At 65.9% G+C, this 18,208-nt stretch carries 20 protein-coding genes; 5 read left to right on the top strand and 15 right to left on the bottom strand.

The window, feature by feature from the left end; genetic code table 11:
* Positions 1-5 precede the first annotated feature (5 nt).
* The 7 genes from queF to AB843_RS03615 all read right to left on the bottom strand — a co-directional run bounded on the left by queF (position 6) and on the right by AB843_RS03615 (position 5,957).
* On the bottom strand, positions 6-473 hold the full coding sequence (queF, locus tag AB843_RS03585) for a preQ(1) synthase (protein WP_048645414.1): 468 nt from the start codon (positions 471-473) through the stop codon (positions 6-8).
* A gap of 16 nt (positions 474-489) precedes the next feature.
* A complete protein-coding gene (gene queE / locus AB843_RS03590) occupies positions 490-1,209 on the bottom strand; it encodes a 7-carboxy-7-deazaguanine synthase QueE (RefSeq protein WP_087587026.1) in 720 nt (239 codons plus the stop codon).
* Complete coding sequence (queD, locus tag AB843_RS03595) at positions 1,206-1,562, bottom strand: 6-carboxytetrahydropterin synthase QueD (RefSeq protein ID WP_048645415.1); 357 nt, start codon at positions 1,560-1,562, stop codon at positions 1,206-1,208. The genes queE and queD overlap by 4 nt, the downstream gene beginning before the upstream one ends.
* Positions 1,549-2,259, bottom strand: coding sequence for a 7-cyano-7-deazaguanine synthase QueC (gene queC / locus AB843_RS03600; protein ID WP_048645416.1), 711 nt, complete (start codon positions 2,257-2,259; stop codon positions 1,549-1,551). Before queC ends, queD begins: the two co-directional genes overlap by 14 nt.
* Positions 2,260-2,513: 254 nt before the next feature.
* Positions 2,514-3,611 (bottom strand): M24 family metallopeptidase, encoded by a 1,098-nt coding sequence (locus AB843_RS03605; protein WP_048645417.1) that lies wholly within the window; start codon positions 3,609-3,611, stop codon positions 2,514-2,516.
* 76 nt (positions 3,612-3,687) lie between these two features.
* Positions 3,688-5,274, bottom strand: coding sequence for an ABC transporter substrate-binding protein (locus AB843_RS03610; RefSeq protein ID WP_048645418.1), 1,587 nt, complete (start codon positions 5,272-5,274; stop codon positions 3,688-3,690).
* Positions 5,271-5,957, bottom strand: coding sequence for a helix-turn-helix domain-containing protein (locus AB843_RS03615; protein ID WP_048645419.1), 687 nt, complete (start codon positions 5,955-5,957; stop codon positions 5,271-5,273). Before AB843_RS03615 ends, AB843_RS03610 begins: the two co-directional genes overlap by 4 nt.
* 231 nt (positions 5,958-6,188) lie before the next feature.
* Here AB843_RS03615 and AB843_RS03620 point away from each other — a divergent pair, with 231 nt between their 5' ends.
* The 5 genes from AB843_RS03620 to AB843_RS03640 are packed head-to-tail and all read left to right on the top strand — an operon-like array spanning position 6,189 to position 10,292.
* Positions 6,189-7,286 carry an ABC transporter permease gene (locus AB843_RS03620; protein WP_425286792.1) on the top strand — a complete coding sequence of 366 codons (1,098 nt, stop codon included), beginning with the start codon at positions 6,189-6,191 and terminating at the stop codon, positions 7,284-7,286.
* The gene (locus tag AB843_RS03625) at positions 7,283-8,188 is read left to right on the top strand and encodes an ABC transporter permease (protein WP_048645421.1); all 906 of its coding nucleotides are present in this window, start codon (positions 7,283-7,285) and stop codon (positions 8,186-8,188) included. Before AB843_RS03620 ends, AB843_RS03625 begins: the two co-directional genes overlap by 4 nt.
* Entirely contained in the window at positions 8,185-9,030 is an 846-nt protein-coding gene (locus tag AB843_RS03630) for an ABC transporter ATP-binding protein (protein ID WP_048645422.1), read from the top strand. The genes AB843_RS03625 and AB843_RS03630 overlap by 4 nt, the downstream gene beginning before the upstream one ends.
* Positions 9,027-9,779, top strand: a complete 753-nt coding sequence (locus tag AB843_RS03635; RefSeq protein ID WP_048645423.1) for an ABC transporter ATP-binding protein — start codon at positions 9,027-9,029, stop codon at positions 9,777-9,779. Before AB843_RS03630 ends, AB843_RS03635 begins: the two co-directional genes overlap by 4 nt.
* Before the next feature lie 15 nt (positions 9,780-9,794).
* Complete coding sequence (locus tag AB843_RS03640) at positions 9,795-10,292, top strand: GAF domain-containing protein (RefSeq protein WP_048645424.1); 498 nt, start codon at positions 9,795-9,797, stop codon at positions 10,290-10,292.
* 121 nt (positions 10,293-10,413) lie between these two features.
* On the opposite strand, the gene AB843_RS03645 is transcribed toward AB843_RS03640, so the two are convergent.
* The 8 genes from AB843_RS03645 to AB843_RS03680 are packed head-to-tail and all read right to left on the bottom strand — an operon-like array spanning position 10,414 to position 18,024.
* Entirely contained in the window at positions 10,414-11,223 is an 810-nt protein-coding gene (locus AB843_RS03645) for an IclR family transcriptional regulator (protein WP_048645425.1), read from the bottom strand.
* A gap of 32 nt (positions 11,224-11,255) precedes the next feature.
* Positions 11,256-12,458 (bottom strand): aminotransferase class V-fold PLP-dependent enzyme, encoded by a 1,203-nt coding sequence (locus tag AB843_RS03650; RefSeq protein ID WP_048645426.1) that lies wholly within the window; start codon positions 12,456-12,458, stop codon positions 11,256-11,258.
* Between the two features lie 5 nt (positions 12,459-12,463).
* Positions 12,464-12,958: a RidA family protein gene (locus AB843_RS03655; RefSeq protein WP_048645427.1), complete on the bottom strand. Its 495-nt coding sequence runs from the start codon at positions 12,956-12,958 to the stop codon at positions 12,464-12,466.
* A 36-nt stretch (positions 12,959-12,994) separates the two neighbouring features.
* Positions 12,995-13,987: an ABC transporter ATP-binding protein gene (locus AB843_RS03660; protein WP_425286793.1), complete on the bottom strand. Its 993-nt coding sequence runs from the start codon at positions 13,985-13,987 to the stop codon at positions 12,995-12,997.
* 2 nt (positions 13,988-13,989) lie between these two features.
* Positions 13,990-15,006: an ABC transporter ATP-binding protein gene (locus AB843_RS03665; RefSeq protein ID WP_048645429.1), complete on the bottom strand. Its 1,017-nt coding sequence runs from the start codon at positions 15,004-15,006 to the stop codon at positions 13,990-13,992.
* The gene (locus AB843_RS03670) at positions 15,003-16,220 is read right to left on the bottom strand and encodes an amidohydrolase/deacetylase family metallohydrolase (RefSeq protein WP_048645430.1); all 1,218 of its coding nucleotides are present in this window, start codon (positions 16,218-16,220) and stop codon (positions 15,003-15,005) included. Before AB843_RS03670 ends, AB843_RS03665 begins: the two co-directional genes overlap by 4 nt.
* Complete coding sequence (locus tag AB843_RS03675) at positions 16,220-17,083, bottom strand: ABC transporter permease (RefSeq protein WP_048645431.1); 864 nt, start codon at positions 17,081-17,083, stop codon at positions 16,220-16,222. The genes AB843_RS03670 and AB843_RS03675 overlap by 1 nt, the downstream gene beginning before the upstream one ends.
* Positions 17,083-18,024, bottom strand: a complete 942-nt coding sequence (locus AB843_RS03680) for an ABC transporter permease (RefSeq protein ID WP_048645432.1) — start codon at positions 18,022-18,024, stop codon at positions 17,083-17,085. Before AB843_RS03680 ends, AB843_RS03675 begins: the two co-directional genes overlap by 1 nt.
* Between the last annotated feature and the right edge of the window lie 184 nt (positions 18,025-18,208).

Consider the following 18,208-nt stretch of genomic DNA (forward strand, 5'->3'; position numbering starts at 1 on the left):
AGCCGTCAGCCGCGCCCGCGATAGGGCGGCACGCCCTGGTCCGGCAACCACACGTCGCGGGGCGGCGCGCCCGTCTGGTAGAACACGTCGATGGGAATGCCGCCGCGCGGATACCAGTACCCGCCGATGCGCAGCCATTCCGGTTCCAGAAGATCGACCAGCCGCCGGGCGATGCCCACGGTGCAATCCTCGTGGAAGGCGCCGTGGTTGCGGAACGCGCCGAGATAGAGCTTGAGCGACTTGCTCTCCACCAGCCAACCGCCAGGCACGTAGTCGATCACCAGATGGGCGAAGTCGGGCTGGCCCGTCAGCGGGCAGAGCGAGGTGAACTCCGGCGCGGTGAAGCGCACCGCGTAACGCACATCCGCCTGCGGGTTGGCGACGCGCTCGAGCACGGCGTCCTCGGGCTTTTGCGGCAGCTCGGTCGCGGCGCCGAGCAAGGTGAGGGTTTCGTAGCGGGCATCTTTCGTCATCGAAGCCTCCGGTCTGTCAGACGCCGCGCTGGTTGCCCCATAGCAGGACATGTAATTGCGGCAGGATGTGGGGGGTGAACCAGCGGTCGGCGGCGGCGCGCGCCACCAGCCAGCGCATGCGCTCCATGATGCCGTCCATGTCGATCGGCGCGTCCTGCGCATCGGGCGGCGGCGGCGTGTGGTTGCCCGGCTGCAGGTACAGCGGCAGCGCCGCATAGCGCTGCGCCACCTTGCGCGCCCAGAGATAGTCTTCCTCGTCGAAGACGACGATCTTCATGACGACGGCGGCATCGCGCGCCGCCGCCATGCATTCCTCGAAGCGCTGCCAATCCATCGTTTCTCCCGAGGAAGGCGGTTTCGGGCTGAGCACCAGCGTGTCGAGCGCGGCGAACCATTCGCGCGCCACCGAGCCTTGCGTCTCCATGGCGAAGCGATAGCCTGCCGCCCGGCCCGTTCTGATCAGCAAGCCGAAAGGCTGGATCGCCGGATTGCCGCCCGACAGCGAAACCGTCAGCGGCTGATCACCCGACAGGTCGCGCACGCGTTGCCAGACCTCCAAGGTCTGCATCGGTGTCCAGTCGCGCCGGTAGGCATTGTCGACCGCGTGCGGGGTGTCGCACCACGAGCAGCGAAAGTCGCAGCCGCCGGCCCGCACGAAAACGGTCGGCCGGCCGATGAGCACGCCTTCGCCCTGGATGGTCGGGCCGAAGATTTCAGCGATGCGCAGCGTGCTCACGGTCGATATTCCGCCCAGGTTTTCGGCGTTTCGCTGACCCGCACTGCCGACACTTCGGGCCAGCGCGTCTTGCACCAGTCGTGGAGCGACTTGGCGAGAAACTCCGCCGTCACGCCTTCATGGCCGAAGACTTCGTTCAAATGCCGGTGGTCCAGTGTCGCGTCGATATGGCGCTTCAACGGATCGAGCTCGCGGTAGTCGCGCACGAAGCCGTGATTGTCGAGCCGCTCGCCGGCGAGCTCGACGACGACGATGTAATTGTGCCCATGCAGGCGGGCGCAGGGATGGTCGTCGGGCAGATTGGCAAGGCGGTGCGAGGCGGAGAAATGGAACTCCTTGCTAACCCGGTACATGGCTGGCCTTTCCATTGGTCGCCGCGCGCCAGAAGTCCGGATCGTCATACGCGGTCGGGTCACAGACGTTCGCCAGATGGAACGCCTCGCGCCGCTCGACGCAGGTGCCGCAGCGCCCGCAATGCCGCGCACCGCCCTTGTAGCAGGACCACGTCTCGGCAAATCGCGTGCCGACCCGCGCGCCCTCGGTGACGATGTCGGCCTTGGTGAGGTTGAGGAACGGCGTGTAGAGGCCGATCTTTCCCAGCCCGTCGAGCGCCGCATTCTGCATGGCCTGGAAGGCATCGGTGAAGGCCGGCCGGCAATCGGGATAGATGAAATGGTCGCCGCCATGGAAGGCGGCCGCCACAGCCTCGGCCCGGCGCGCCGAGGCAATGCCGAAGGCGATGGCCAGCATGATGGCGTTGCGGTTCGGCACCACGGTGATGCGCATGGTCTCTTCGGCATAATGGCCGTCCGGCACCGCGATGTCGTCGGTCAGCGCCGAACCGCCGAGATGCTTGCCGAAAACGGTGATGTCGATCAGATCGCGCGGCACCGACAGGCGCTCGGCGGCGCGCTGGGCGAAATCCAGCTCTTTCGCATGCCGTTGGCCGTAGTCGAATGAGATGAGGCCGACGAGTGTGTGTTCGCGCGCCACTTTTTCGGCAAGGGTAACGGAATCGAGTCCACCGGAGCAGACGACGAGTGTCTTCATGGTTTGATCCTTGTTTTATTGACCGGGTAGGCTGCGACCGGTGCCGGGCGATGCCCGGCGGCTGATGGCTATCAAACCTTCAGCGCAAAGAAAAGCGACGATCGGGATTCAACGCATTTTGCAGTCAGGTGGAACCACCTGACGTCCGCACAAATGCGGAAAAACAAAGAGATAGACCGGCTCAGCGTTTCATATAAACACTGAGCCGGTCTATCTCGGCCGTCGCCTAGATGATTATCAGAAAATACGCCGGCTTAGTTTCTGATCTGCGTTGCGCGCGGCATCTCCGACAGGATTTCCGGTCCGTCGGCGCGCAGGATGACGATTTCCTCCAGCCGCAGGCCGAATTTACCCGGCAGATAGATGCCGGGTTCGATCGAGAACACCATGCCCTCGTCGAGCACCGTTTCCGAGGTGGCGGTGAGATAGGGCGGTTCGTGAATGTCGATGCCGAGCCCGTGGCCGGTGCGATGGGGGAAGAATTCTCCATAGCCGGCTTCGGTGATCACGTCGCGCGCCGCCTTGTCGACCGCCTTGGCGGCAACGCCGGGCCGTGCGGCGGCCAGGGCTGCCTCGACGGCGCGGTTGACCACTTCATGCACTTTTTCGAACTCCGCCGATGGCGCGCCGAAAAAGCCGACGCGGGTCATGTCCGAGGGGTAGCCGTCGAGCCGGCCGCCGGTGTCGATCAGCACGGCATCGCCGTTCTTCAGCCTGGTTTCGCCGGTGTGATGATGCGGGAAGGCGCCGTTGCCGCCGAAGCAGACGCTGGTGAACACCGGCACCGCGCCGGCGGCCTTGTAGACATCGCGGATTGCCGCGGCCACCTCGAGCTCGGTGATGCCGGACTTCAGCGCATCGAAGCCGGCAAGCGTCGCCTTGTCGTTGAGCAGCGCGCTCGCCTTGAGCCGCCCATACTCGGCGTTGTCCTTGCGGGCACGCAGAAAACCCACCGTATCGTCGGTGAAACGGCGCTTTGCACCGGGCAGCGCGTCGAGCAACAGCAGGGCGAAGTCGGCCCGCATCGTCTCGTCGATCACCACGCTCGGGCTTTCCGGCAGGGCGGAAGCCTTGAGAAGATCGGCAAGTGCTGCATCCGGGCCATCGTCGTCGCGCCAGGCGAAGAAGGGCAGGTCGGTCTTCCGGCGCGAGCTGTCGACATTCAGCGCCGGCATCAGGAAGCCGGCATGCTCCCGTGAAACGAGCAGCATCACCGGGCGTTCGTCGCCATGCGGGTCGAGGCCGGCCACGTACATCATGTGGCTGGAAGGCCCGATCGCCACGAGGTCGGTGCCGGTCTCATGCATGCGCTTGCGCAGCGCTTCCAGGCGCTGCACGGAGGTGTTGGACATCAGGAAACTCCCTAAAAGGCCGAGGCGTGAAAAGACCGCCCCGGCGGCGGGGCGGCCCTGGATCACATGGGAAGCGTCAGTTCTTCGTCACCAAGCGGTAGTAGACGAAATCCGAGGTGGCGCCGTTGACGTAGCCGTTGACCTTCTTGTCCATCGCCACCTGGTAGGTCGCCTGGAGCATGATGACGATCGGCGACTTGGCCTGCACCTGCTTCTGCAGTTCGACATACATCTCATTGCGCTTGTCGGGATCGGATTCCGAAAGCGCCGCCGAGGTCATGTCGTTCATTTCGGCGGGCACGGCCCATCCGTTCCGCCAGGTCGTGGTGGCCTGGTAGTTGTCGTCCGAATTGTCGCGGTTGTAGGCGAAGGCCTTGGCGTTGGAGTGCGGGTCCATGAAGTCCGGCCCCCAATAGAGCAGCATCGCCTCATGGCTGCGCTCGCGGTACTTGGTGATGACCTGCGAGCCGGTGCCGGGGATGATGTCGAAATTGATGCCGCCTTCGGCAAAGCCCGCCTGCAGCGATTGCGCCATGTCGGTGAACGGTGTCGAGTTGATCACGTCGAGCGTCACCTTGATCGGCGTCTCGACGCCGGCATCGGCGAGGATCTGCTTGGCCTTCTCCGGGTCGTAGGTGTAGGGCGTCTCGTCATGGGAGCCGGGGAAGCCCTTCGGCCAGAAGGCCTGGTGGATTTCCATCTGCCCCTTCAGGAAACTGTCGGTCATGCCCTTGTAGTTGACCAGATAGCGCGCGGCTTCCCAGACGGCTTCCGGCTGCAACGCTTCCACTTTCTGGTTGAAGGAGAGGAAGTGCACGGCCGCCTGCGGATAGGTTTCCACCTTGAGGTTATCGGCGCTGATGCCGCCGATCTGGTCCGGCGTCAGGTTGCGCGCCATGTCGACATCGCCCGACTGCAGCAGAAGCTGCTGGGTCGCCGCCTCCGCCACATGGCGGATGATGACACCCTCGACCTTCGGCGCGCCCTTGAAATAGTTTGCGTTGGCGGTGAGCCGCACCAGCTCGCCCGGCCGGTAGGCCGACAGGGCAAACGGGCCGGAGCCGGCGGAATTGGCGTTCAGCCATTTGTTGCCCATGTCGCCGTCGGCCTCGTGCTCCATCACCGTCTTCTCGTCGACGATGGAGGCGGGGCGGGCGGCCAGCACGTTGAGCACGAAGGCCGGCGAGAAATCGCCTTCGTATTTGAGGATCACCTGGTTGCCGTCGGCCGTGACCATGTCGCCGATGTTTTCCGGCGTCCAGCCCAGCTGGGTCAGGATGAAGGCCGGGGTCAGGTTGAGCTTGATCACCCGCGAGAAGGAGAACACCACGTCCTCGGCGCGCACGGGATTGCCCGAATGGAAGGTCGCTCCGTCGCGCATGGTGAAGGTGATCGTCTTGGCGTCGGCGTCCGCCTGCCACTCCGAGGCGAGGCCGGCTGCCAGCACGGTGGTGTCCTCGGCATCGTACTGCACCAGGCGGTCATAGACGTTGGACACCAGCTCGCCCGACGAGAACTCATAGGCCTGCGCCGGGTCGATGGCGACGATGTCATCGATGTTCTGCGCCACGACGAGCAGATTGTCGGGCGTGGCCGCCAGCGCCTGCTGCGATAGGGGCATTGCTAAAGCGGCCGCGAGCAGGGCCGTCTTGAAGAGTCTCATGTCTTCTCCTCCGTGGTTTTGGATTTGCTCTTGTTCGATGAACCGGCCGGGTTGCCGCTCTTGTCCGGCGACACCAGTGTGACGCGGTTTGCCGACTGGCCGGCAGCGTTGAACAGGGTCAGCGTGCCGCTCCACAGGATGCGGGCCGGCACGTCATTCGGATTCTTCCAGGCATGCGGGACATTGCCGCGATAATGCAGGCTGTCGCCGGCCTTCATCACCATCTCCTTGCCGTCGAGATACTGGGTGATCGAGCCTTCCAGCATGTAGATCAGCTCTTCGCCCTCGTGGCTGACCGTCTCCGAGGCATAGCCGGGCGGCACGGTGAGGATGAAGGAGGAAAGCTGGTTGCCGGGAAACTCCGCACCGAGCCGTTCGTAGATGACCGACGAGCCGGCTATGGAGAAGCGCGGGCGCGTTTCCTCGCGGGTCAAGGCATCCTCGGCGCGCGGCTGGGCGATGAAATAATCGAGGCCGACGCCGAGCGCACGGGCAATGCCGGCCAGCGTGCCGAGTGTCGGCGTCGCGTTGTCGCGTTCCACCTGGCTGAGATAGCCGACCGAGAGGCTCGCCGCGTCGCCAAGCTGTTGCAGGGTCAACCCGAGCTGCCGCCGCCGCGCGCGAATGAGAACGCCGATTTTGGTCTCGGTTTCGGTGGCGACGCGGGCCGGTTGAATACTCAAAGATTATTCCCCCACAAAAATTTTTTTGATGTAACCAGATTTTTTTGTATGCTCCAAGAACTTTTTTAAGCGGTTCTCGATGGCGTCGAAGACGACTGTCCAGTCAAAACCGCATGAAAACAAACAGTTGGAGCGGCAGCGGCCACACCGGTAGCACGCCGCCTCATCATTGCAGGGGCGATTGGTTGTCGGCATCGTTGGAAGAATCGGGCGCACGCAGCGAGGTGCAGCGTGGCGTTTGAACCCTCGGCGGACGAGAAAATCGTCGGCGCAAAAACCGCCGGTGGACGAATGAGCGGGCTCGCCGGGCGCGCCTGGGACGGCACGTTGAGCATCCTGTTTTTTGCTCTGGTTCTTGCCGGCACCTTCCTCGGCCTGCTTGCCATCACCTTCTTCATCGGCCGCGTGGTTCCCATCGATCCGGTCCTGTCTGTGGTCGGCGACCGCGCGACGAAGGAAGTCTATGAGGCAGCCCGCCAGGCCATGGGCCTCGACCGGCCGCTCATCGTCCAGTTCTTCTCCTATGTCGGCGATGTGCTGACCGGCGACCTCGGCAATTCGGTCTCTACCGGCAGGCCGGTGGTCGACGATCTGGCGCGGTTCTTCCCGGCGACGCTGGAAATGGCGACGATCGGCATCATCATCGGCGTTGCCCTTGGCGTGCCGATGGGGGTCCTGGCCGCCACCCGGCAGGGAAGCTGGATAGACCAGGTGATCCGCGTTCTCGGCCTGCTCGGTTATTCCGTGCCGGCCTTCTGGCTGGGGCTGGTCGGCCTTGCCGTCTTCTATGCCGGCCTTGGCTGGGTCGCCGGGCCGGGGCGCATCGACATCTTCTATGACGGCCTGCTCGATCCCGTAACCGGCCTTTACCTGGCCGACAGCGCGCTCGCCGGCGAGTGGGACATTTTCTGGAACGCGCTCGACCATCTGGCCCTGCCGGCCTCGATCCTCGGCTTCTTCTCGCTCGCCTACATCGCCCGCATGACCCGCTCTTTCATGCTGGACCAGCTCGGCCAGGAATATGTGACGACGGCGCGGGTGAAGGGCGTTTCCGAGCGCCGGGTGATCTGGCGGCATGCCTTCTATCCGATCCGCATCCAGCTGATCACCGTCATCGGCCTGTCCTACGCGGCGCTGCTCGAGGGCTCGGTGATGATCGAGACGGTGTTTTCGTGGCCAGGCATCGGCAACTACCTGACCACCGCGCTGCTCAACGCCGACATGAACGCCGTGCTCGGCGCGACGCTGGTGATCGGCTCCGTCTTCATTCTCATCAACAAGGTCTCCGACGTGCTCTACCGTATTCTTGACCCGAGGGCCCGCCGATGACCGCCTTGCGCACCTGGCTTCTCGACGATTCCCCGGCATCGCGCCTGCAGGCCAATCTCGGCCGGGCCTGGCGTGTATGGACCGCGTTGCTGCGCAATCCTCTGGCCGTGGTCGGCGGGCTGATCATCCTCGTCCTGATCGTCATGGCGATTTTCGCCCCGCTGATCGCACCTTATTCGCCGATCGGTCAGGACCTCGCCAACCGCCTCATGCCGCCCTCCGCCGCGCACTGGATGGGCACGGACGAACTCGGCCGAGACATCTATTCGCGCGTCGTCTACGGCGCACGCATCACGTTGCTGATCGTTACCATGGTGGCCGTCATAGCGGCGCCCGTCGGCCTGGTGATCGGCGCGGTGTCCGGTTATTTCGGCGGCTGGGCCGACCGCATCCTGATGGGTGTCACCGATATCTTTCTGTCGATGCCGAAGCTGATCCTGGCGTTGGCCTTTGTCGCAGCACTTGGACCCGGCATCGAGAACGCCATCATCGCCATCGCCATCACCGCCTGGCCGGTCTACGCGCGCATCGCCCGCGCCGAGACGATCACCTTCCGCGACGCCGAATTCATCGCCGCGATCCGCCTTCAGGGCGCATCCTCGACGCGCGTCATCCTGCGCCACGTGCTGCCGCTGTGCGCCTCGTCGACCATCATCCGCGTGACGCTCGACATGGCCGGCATCATCCTGACGGCCGCCGGCCTCGGCTTTCTCGGCCTCGGCGCGCAGCCGCCGCTGCCCGAATGGGGAGCGATGATCGCCCGCGGCCGCAACTTCATTCTCGACCAGTGGTGGGTCGCCACCATGCCGGGCTTCGCCATCATCCTCGTCAGCCTCGGCTTCTGCTTCCTCGGCGACGGCTTGCGCGACGTGCTCGATCCCAAGCAGGGAGGCAAGCAATGACCGTCCCGCTGCTCGATATCGAGAATCTGACCGTCACCTTCCCCACGGCGACAGGGCCGGTCGATGTGGTGAAGGGCATTTCCTTTTCGCTGGGCCGCGAACGGCTCGGCATTGTCGGCGAGAGCGGTTCCGGCAAGTCGATGACCGGCCGTGCCATCCTGAAGCTGATCCGCCGGCCGGGCCGCGTGACGGCCGACGAGATGGTGTTCGACGGCATCGACCTGACCACGCAGAGCGAGAAGGACATGCGGCATCTGCGCGGCGCGCGCATCTCCATGGTGATGCAGGATCCGAAATTCTCGCTCAACCCGGTGATGACGGTCGGCGCGCAGATCGCCGAGGCCCTGGTGACGCACAAGAAGCTGCCGCGTCGCGAGTTGCAGGCGCGCGTGCTGTCCATGCTGGAGGCCGTGCGCATCAACGAGCCGGAGCGCGTGGCCAGGCTCTATCCGCACGAGGTTTCCGGCGGCATGGGCCAGCGCATCATGATCGCCATGATGCTGATCCCCGAGCCCGACCTGCTGATCGCCGACGAGCCCACTTCGGCGCTCGACGTCTCGGTCCAGGCGCAGGTGCTCGACATCATCGACGATCTCGTCACCGGCAAGGGCATGGGCCTGATCCTGATCAGCCACGACCTGAACCTGGTGGCCCGCTATTGCGACCGCATCCTGGTGATGAATGGCGGCGAGATCGTCGAAGAATGCAAGGCGAGCGAGTTGCACCAGGCCAGGCATCCCTACACGCGCGGCCTGCTCGCCGCCATGCCGCGCATGGACGAGGATCGCGAGGAACTGCCCGTGCTCGACCGCAGCACCTGGACGACGGGAGCCGGCACATGACCGATGCGGCGATCCATCTCGAAAACCTCTCCATCAGCTACGGCAAGACGCCGGTGGTGCACGATGTGACCTTCTCGGTGGCCGAAGGCGAGAGCTTCGCCCTGGTCGGCGAATCCGGCTCGGGCAAATCGACCATCCTCAGGGCAATCACTGGGCTCGCACCGGATTGGACCGGCGCCATCTCCGTGCTGGGCAAGCCGCGCGGCCATGCGCCCGACCGCGACTTCGCAAAAATCTGCCAGATGGTGTTCCAGGACCCCTATGGCTCGATCCACCCGCGCAAGACGGTCGACGACTGTTTGGCCGAGCCGCTGGCCGTGCATGGCATTGGCGGGCGCGACACCCGCGTCAAGGACATGCTGGCTGCCGTCGGTCTCGACCAGCGCTTCCGCTTTCGCTTCCCGCATCAGCTTTCCGGCGGCCAGCGCCAGCGCGTGGCCATCGCCCGCGCCCTGATGCTCGAGCCGCGCGTCATGCTGCTCGACGAGCCGACCTCGGCGCTCGATGTTTCGGTGCAGGCGGAAATCCTCAACCTGCTCAAGAAGCTGCGTCGCGAGCAGGGCCTGACCTACCTGATGGTGACCCACAATCTGCCGGTGGTTTCCTTCCTCTGCGACCGGCTGGCGGTGATGCGCCATGGCCGCGTGGTGGAGATCGCCGATGTCGCGGCGTTGAAGACGGGACGGCTTGCCGATCCCTATTCGCGCGAACTCTACGCCGCCAGCGGCGGCGCCCTGCAACCCGCCTGATCCAGAGACGAGAACATGACCGATTTTGCCGGCCCGCTGGCCGATTTCGACCGCGCGCTGTCGCTTGCCACCACGCCAGACGCGCCATTCGACGCGCTCATGGAGCTGACCCGCGCCGTGGTCGGCGCGAAGCTGTTCACCTTCATGACGGCGGACATGAAGACCGAGACCGCCAGCCGCTCCTATACCTCGCATCCGCAGGAATATCCGGTTTCCGGCACCAAGCCGATCCACTACGACCGCTGGTTCGAGACGGTGCACAGGAAGCGCCAGTGCTTCGTCGCCAACACGCTGGCCGACATCGACACGGTGTTTCCCGATGCCGCGCTGATCGGCAGGCTTGGCTGCGGCTCGGTCATCAACCTGCCGGTGGTGCTGGGCGACACGCTGGTCGGCACGGTCAACATGCTCGATGTCGAGCACCACTACACGCCCGAACGCGTGGCGCTGGCGAAAGCCTGGCTGTCCGTGCCGGCGAAGGCTGCCTATCTGGCCGGACGGGCGCTGGGGTAAGCGTCGCGCAGCGGCGGACAACGGCGCCCTCGACTCTGCGCTTCGAGTCGGCGACGCGAGCGGAGGTGGTGCGCCAACGGTATGGCCCCCTTCTCCCCGCACGCGGGGAGAAGGAAGCTGTTCACCCCCGCCGCGACCAGCCGAGGCGTTCCTCGATGCGCCGGGCGCTTTGCTGCACCAGCGCTTTCAGGTCGGGGTTCTTCTGCTCCACCTTGTGATCGGGCACGACGATGGACACGGTGGCGCGGCATGCGCCGTCCGTGTCGAGGATGGGCGCGGCGATGCAGGCGACCGAGAAGTCGGATTCGCCCGCCTGGATCGACAGCTTTTCATCGTATGCCTTGCGCGCCGCTTCCGAGAGTGTCGCGACATCGGTCTCCGCATTGCCGGTCGGCGAGGGGCGCGCCGCGTGCGACAGGATCGCCTGGCGCTCGTCATCGGGCAGATGGCCGATGAGCAGCCGGCCGGACGCCGACCAGTTGAGCGGCGTGCGCGATCCGACGCGCGAGGAAACATGGAAATGGTCCGGCCCGTCGACCATGGCCAGCACCACCATGTGATCGCCGTCGCGGCCGCAGATCTGCACCGTCTCGCGCGAGCCGAGCGCCAAATCGGTCATCTCCTGCGTGGCGGCGGACAGAAGGTCGAGGCGGCGCGCATAGGTCAGGCCATAGTGATAGAGGCGCGGGCCGAACCACAGCGCGCCGTTCTCCTGCCGGTCGAGCATTTCCTTCGCCACCATGTCCTCGACGATGCCGTAGACCGTCGATAGCGGCGCGCCGACGGCGCGGGCGATCTCGTAGGCGGTGGCCGGCTGGTCGGAATCCTGCAGGAAATCGAGTATCTGCAGAATGCGGTCGAGCGCGCTGGTTCGCGTGCGCTTCTGCACCGTCTCTTCCGTCATGGTTTGCGTGTTCACGGTTCCATCCATCCGGCTGTGTCCATGCGCTATAGCATTTGCGCTCAATCGGGCCAATTCAGAAGCCCGGCCTCCTGGCGCATCGCCCGCTCGGCAAAGGAGGTGACGATGGGCTTGGCGGCATTGGCTGCCTTGTCCAGCTCGTCGGCAAGCCGCTCGGCGACGATTGTCTCCTCGCCGGGATGCAGATTGCATGGGTCGAGGAAGAAATAGCCATGCTCGGCCTCGTGGTCGCGGACGACGACCGGCCGGTCGCCCGCAGCCATCGCGTCGGCCAGGTCCCATGCGGTGATGCGGGCGGCGGCGGGATCGACATCGATGCGCAGGCGGTCGAGCGGGTTGTGGGTCGGGTCGGGCATGATGCGCGCGATGATGCCCGGCCGGCCAGCCAGCGCCTTCGCCCACAGGTCGAGCGCCTTTTTCTCGCGGGCGCGGATGCCGGCGTGGTCGCGGTTCTCCCAGGCTTCCAGCGCGGCAATGGTGCCGGCGATGCCCTCCTTGCCGACCTTCATGCCGCGGCCGATGCCGCGGTTCTGCAGATAGGCGGCGCGCACCAGCGCCTTCGAGCCGGCGATGATGCCCGACGTCGGGCCGCCGAGGAATTTATGGCCGGAGTAAAGCGCGATGTCGGCGCCGGCGGCGATGAACATCTTCAGATCGTATTCGGACGCCGCATCGACGATCACCCGCACGCCTTTGGCATGGGCGGTGGCGATGAAATTGGCGAGCGGGATCTGCCCGTACTCGACCACGTGATGCGAGACCACATAGACGGCGGCGGCGGTGTTCTCGGTGATCGCCCCTTCGAGCTGGTAGGCATGGGCGCTTGTCGCCTGGCCGACCGGCACGACCCTGGCGCCGGCCAGGCGGATGGCCTGTTCCACCGGCGCGCCATAGCTGACCATGTGGCCGGCCTGGATGACCACCTCGTCCTTCAGGCCCGCCGCATCCGGCAGCCGCTCTATTGCCGCCAGGTCCGAGCCGGTCATGGCGGCGGCGACGGCCAGCGTGATGCCGGCCGAGCAGGAAGCGGTGATGCAGCCGGCCTCGGCGCCGGTCAGCCGGGCAATGGTCCTGCTCGCCGTCCGCTGCAGGTCCGACATCTCGGTCCATTGGCTGAGGATGGCGGTGACGGTCTCTATCGCCTGCGGCACGACGATGGAGGCGCCAAGCGAGGTCATCGTGCCGGAGACGTTGATGGCCGGGCGCAGGCCGAGCCTGGCGCGGATGTCGTCGTTTGGGATCATGGGTTTCAATCCTCTATCGCGATGACGGCTTCGATCTCGACGGTGATCTGCCCCGGCAGCGAGCCGAAACCGACTGCCGAGCGGGCATGCACGCCGCGCGCGCCGAAGACATCGATGAACAGGTCGGAGCAGCCGTTCATGACGGCGGGATGCTCGGTGAACTCGGGCGTGGCGTTGACCATGCCGAGCAGTTTGACGATCCGTTTGACGCGTGCAAGATCGCCCAGCGCGTCATGCATGACGGCAATCAGATTGATGCCGGTCAGGCGCGCATGGCCGTAGGCGTCGGCGACCGTGACGTCGCCGCCGACCTTGCCGGTGTGCTGGCTGCCGTCAGGTTCCGTCGGCCCCTGGCCGGACAGGAAGACGAGCCTGCCCTCCGCCACATGGGTGACGAAGTTTGCGACCGGCGTGGGCGGCGGCGGCAGGACGATGCCGAGCGCCGCGAGGCGATCGTAGGGGGTCGTTTCCGGGCGTTCGGCCAGCTCGGAAAAACTCATGCGAAAACTCCAATAATTGTCTGTCTCGTTGTCTTGTCAGGCGGCCGCAAGCTCGCGGTGCCGGATGCATGCGACGGCGTGGTTGTCGCCCACCGTCTCGGTCGGCGGAACGGCTTTCGCACAGGCCTCGATGGCGTGCGGACAGCGCGTGCGGAAGACGCAGCCGGAAGGCGGGTCGAGCGGGCTTGGAATGTCGCCGGCCAGCGGCACGTGAACGCGCTTGGCGGTCGGGTCGGGCACCGGCGCCGTGGCAAGCAGCGCCCTGGTATAGGGATGGCGCGGGTCGGCATAGACTTGGCGCGCCGGGCCGCGCTCCATCACGCGGCCGAGATACATCACCACCACCTCGTCGCAGAGATATTCGACGACGGAGAGATCGTGCGAGATGAACAGCATCGTCAGGCCAAGCCGCTGCTGCAAATCGCTCAGGAGGTTGAGCACCTGCGCCTGCACGGAGACGTCGAGCGCCGACACCGGTTCGTCGGCGACGATGAAATCCGGCTCGACGGCCAGCGCCCGCGCGATGCCGATGCGCTGGCGCTGGCCGCCGGAAAACTCGTGCGGGTAGCGGCGCGCATGGTCGGGCGAAAGGCCGACCAGCGTCAGAAGCTCGGCAACGCGCGCGCGCCTTTTCTCGCCGCGCGGAAAGCCGCGCGCGTCGAGCGCCTCGCCGACGATGGCGTCGATGCGCATGCGCGGGTTGAGGCTGGAAAACGGATCCTGGAAGATGATCTGCAGACGCTGCCGATAGGCGCGCATCTGCCGCTCGGGCAGCGTGAACAGATCGATGCCGTCGAATACGGCCTTGCCGGCGGTCGGCTCGATCAGGCGCAGGATGGCGCGGCCGGCCGTGGTCTTGCCGGAGCCGGATTCGCCGACCAGCCCGACCGTGGTGCCGCGGCGGATCGCAAAGCTGACGTCCTCGACCGCATGCACGGTGCGTCCGCCGCGCCCGGCGAAGCGCTTGGTCAGCCCCTCGATGCTGATCAGCGGAGCCGTGGTATCCTCATTCTCGAGCGCGGTTTGCAGGGTCACAATTCGTTACTCCTCAGGCAGCGCGACAGGCGGCCGGCGCCGGCCTCCATCAGCGCCGGGGGAACGGCGCGGCAGGCCTCGACCGCAAGATCGCAGCGCGGCGCGAAGGCGCAGCCGGGCGGCAGGTCGGTGATCGGCGGCACGGAACCTGTGATCGAGTAGAGCGCCTTGCGCACGCCGGCCTCGGTGATGTCGCGCTTGGCGTGCGGGGTGCAGGCGAGCAATCCCTTGGTGTAGGGATGCTTCTGGCGGGCGAACAAATCGTTGACCGGCGCCTGCTCGACGACGCGGCCGGCATACATCACCACCACCTCATGGGCGATCTCGGCGACCACGCCGAGATTGTGCGTGACGAACAGGATCGACATGCCGAACTGCTTCTGCAGCCGGCGCAGCAGGTCGAGGATCTGCGCCTGGATGGTGACGTCGAGCGCCGTGGTCGGCTCGTCGGCGATCAGCAGCGACGGGTTGCAGGCGAGCGCCATGGCGATCATGACGCGCTGGCGCATGCCGCCCGACATCTGGTGCGGATAGTCGTCGAGACGGTTTTCCGCATCGGGAATCTCGACATGCTTCAGCATTTCGAGCGCCCGCTTGCGCGCCTCCTGGCGGGAGACAGGCTCGTGCAGCGAAATCATCTCGCCGATCTGATCGCCCACCGTGTAGAGCGGGTTGAGGCTCGTCATCGGCTCCTGGAAGATCATGGCGATCTCGCGTCCGCGCATGGCGCGGAAACCCTTCGGCGTGAGCTGCGCCAGGTCGTGGACGCGCTCCTTGCGGTCGCGGAACAGGATTTCGCCGCCGGCAATGCCGCCGGGCTTGGAGACCAGCCCCATGATCGACAGGGAGGTGACGGACTTGCCCGACCCGCTCTCGCCGACCACGGCCAGCGTCTCGCCGCGCTTCAGGTCGAACGTCACGCCGTCCACCGCCTTGGCGGTGAAGCGCTTGGTGGTGAACCAGGTGCGCAGGTCGCGCACCGAGAGGATCGTGTCGGCCGGCAACGTCGTCATAGCGCCCATCCGCAATGCGGGCAGGAATGGATCGCCGCGCCGGGCTCCGGCTGGTAGCGGCTGGCGGCGACCGCCTCTGCGCCAAGGATGGCGTGGCGCGGCGAAAAGAGTTCGCTCAGGCGGCTGACCGCACCCTTCGAATCCTTCACCTCGAGCGCCGATTTCTCCATCTCGAAGATGGTGAACTCGGCGGGTTTGCCGACGGCAAGCAGCTTCTCGTGCGGCAGGCCGATCGCCTGGCGCGGCCGTGTCGTGGAGGCGGCGATGACGTCTTCCAGCGTCATGCCGAGCGACAGGAGCTTCGACATGGTGGTCGCCATGTCCCACACCGATCCGTCCATCGAGCGGTTGTGCAGATCGGTCGAGATGGTGGTGGGCGGCAGGCCGCGCGACAGTGCCGCCGTCGCCACGTCGAAGGAGAAGGACGCGCCGCCATGGCCGACGTCGAGCACGACGCCGCGCGCCGCCGCCTGCTCGACCAGCGTGTAGAGGTCTTCGTCCTCGAGGATCGAGCCGCCGAACTTGCCGTTGAAGCAATGGGTGACGATGTCGCCTTCGGTCAAGAGCGCCAGGATGTCGTCATAGAGCGGCGGCGGCTCGCCCACATGCACCATCAGCGGCAGTTTCAGCACGCGGCCGATCTTCTTGGCGATGCGCACCGGGGTCAGGTCCCACCCGCCGGTGATGACGGCGCTGGCGCGCACCTTCAGGCCGACGATGACGTCGCGATTGGCCTCGACGCAATGGGCGATGCGGTCGATGTCGATCGAGCGCATGTCCATCAGCTCCGACACGCGGTTGCAGGCGACGAGGCCGATGGAGCCGATGTTGAGGAAGGCGTAGACGTTTTCACGCGCCGGCTCGATGATCAGTTCGCGCAGGCCATGGAAATTGGCCTCGCCGGCCGAGCCCGCATCGACGATGGTGGTGACGCCGCGCGCCGCACCCGCCTGCGCCGGCTTGATCGAGATGTCGGTGCCGCCGTACCAGACATGGGCGTGCAGGTCGGTCCAGCCGGGCGACAGAAAGGCGCCCCTGGCATCGACCGTGCGGACATCCGCGCCCGCCTCGATGCGCGCGGCGATCTCGGCGATGCGGCCGTCGCTGCCGATCATGATGTCCAGCGTCTCGTGCTGCGCAACGCCGAAGCCGATAGGCCTGGCATTGCGCAGCAGGAGCGGGGAGGATGCGGGCGGAAACCGGTTGCCGATCATCAGATGTCCTTTGCAAGGCGTGGGTCGAGCAGGTCGCGCAGGCCGTCGCCGAGAAGCTGCAGCGCCAGCACCGTGACGACGATGGCCAGCCCCGGGAAGAGCATCATCCAGCCTGCCGTGCTCATGAATTGCCGCCCGGTGGAGATCATCGTTCCCCAGGTGGGAATGTCGGGCGAGATGCCGACCCCGAGGAAGGAGAGCCCCGCCTCGGCGAGGATCGCCTGGGCGAAGATGAAGGTCGCCTGCACCAGGAGCGGCGAGGTGACGTTGCGCAGCACGTGCCTGACGAGGATCACCGGCGTCGGCACGCCGAGCGCGCGGGCGGCCTCCACATAGGGAAGCTCGCGGATGACCAGCGTCGAGGCGCGCACGACGCGCGCCAGCCGCGGCGCATAGACGATGCCCAGCGCCAGGATCACGTTTGTCGCCGAAGCCCCGAGCGCGGCCACCAGCGCGATGGCGAGCAGGATGTCCGGGAAGGCCATCATGGCGTCGATCAGCCGCGATACCGGCGCATCCGCCTTGCGGAAGAAGCCGGCGATCAGGCCGAGAAAGATGCCGATGACCGAGGCGACGCCGACCACCAGGAAGCCGACCATCAGCGAGGTGCGGCCCGAATGGAGCACGCGCGAGAAGATATCGCGGCCGAGATCGTCCGTGCCCATCAGATAGGCGCTGCCGGGCGGCGTGAGCCGGTTGACGATGGACAGTTGGCCCGGCGCATGGGTGCTGAGCCATGGGGCAAGCAATGCCGCCAGGGTGACGACGACCAGCACCACGAGGCCGGCGAGCGCCGTCGGCCGCGACATCAGCCGCATCAGGAGATTGGGCTCTTGGCCCGCGACGGAAACAGCACCGGCCATCAGTAACGCACCCTTGGGTCAACGAGGAGATACAGCATGTCGATGAGGAAATTGACCAGGACATAGAGCCCGGCGACGATCAGCAGCGCCCCCTGGATGACGGGATAGTCGCGCCTGAGAACCGCCGAGACGATCAGATTGCCGACGCCCGGCAGGCCGAACACCGTCTCGGTGACAATGGCGCCGGAGATGAGCAGGGCGGCGGTCAGGCCGACCACGGTGAGGATCGGAATCAGCGCGTTCTTCAAGGCGTGCTTCAGCACCACGCGCCATTCGCTCATACCCTTCGATCGGGCGGTGCGCACATAGTCGTCATTGAGCACGTCGAGCATGGAGGCGCGCGTAAAGCGCATGATCAGCGCCGAGCTGACGACGCCGAGCGTTACCGCCGGCAGCACCAGATAGTGCAGCCGTTCCAGAAGCGTCGTGCCGGGGCCGCCATAGCCGGACGTCGGAAACCAGCCGAGGCTGACGGCGAAAGACTGGATCAGCAGCAGGCCGAGCCAGAAGCTCGGCACGCTGGCCGCCAGCATGGCGACCGTCGTCATCGTCTGGTCGAACAGCGATCCGCGCCAATAGGCCGAGGCGATGCCGACCGGCAGCGCGATGACCATGGCGATCAGCAGCGAGAAAAGAGTAAGGAAGAAGGTCGGCTCGGCGCGCTGCCAAAGCGCGGTGCCGACCGACTGGCCGAGGAAGATCGACTGGCCGAGATCGCCCTTGGCGATGCCGGCCACATAGCTGCCGAACTGTTCCACCAGCGAGCCGTCGAGACCGAGGCGCGCGCGCAGGTCCTCGATGTCCTGGGCCGTGGCTTCCGGCCCGAGCATGACGGCGGCGGGGTCGCCCGGCGTGACGCGCACGATGACGAAGACGATGGTGACCACGAGGATCATCACCGTAAGCATGCCGATCAGGCGGTTGAAGGCGGCGCGTATCATGGGCGTTTCGATCGGTTTCTTTTCTTGTCCGCGGCATCGGATGCCGCGCAGTGTATCAGTTGACGTCGCTTTCGCCCCTCATCCCCCTGTCGGGGCCTTCCCCCGCGAACGGGGAGAAGGAGGATGCTTCAGCGTCGAGGACTCCCTCTCCCCGCGTGCGGGGAGAGGGTAAGGGTGAGGGGCA

This window comes from Nitratireductor soli (assembly GCF_001050155.1).
Classification (GTDB): Bacteria; Pseudomonadota; Alphaproteobacteria; order Rhizobiales; family Rhizobiaceae; genus Nitratireductor; species Nitratireductor soli.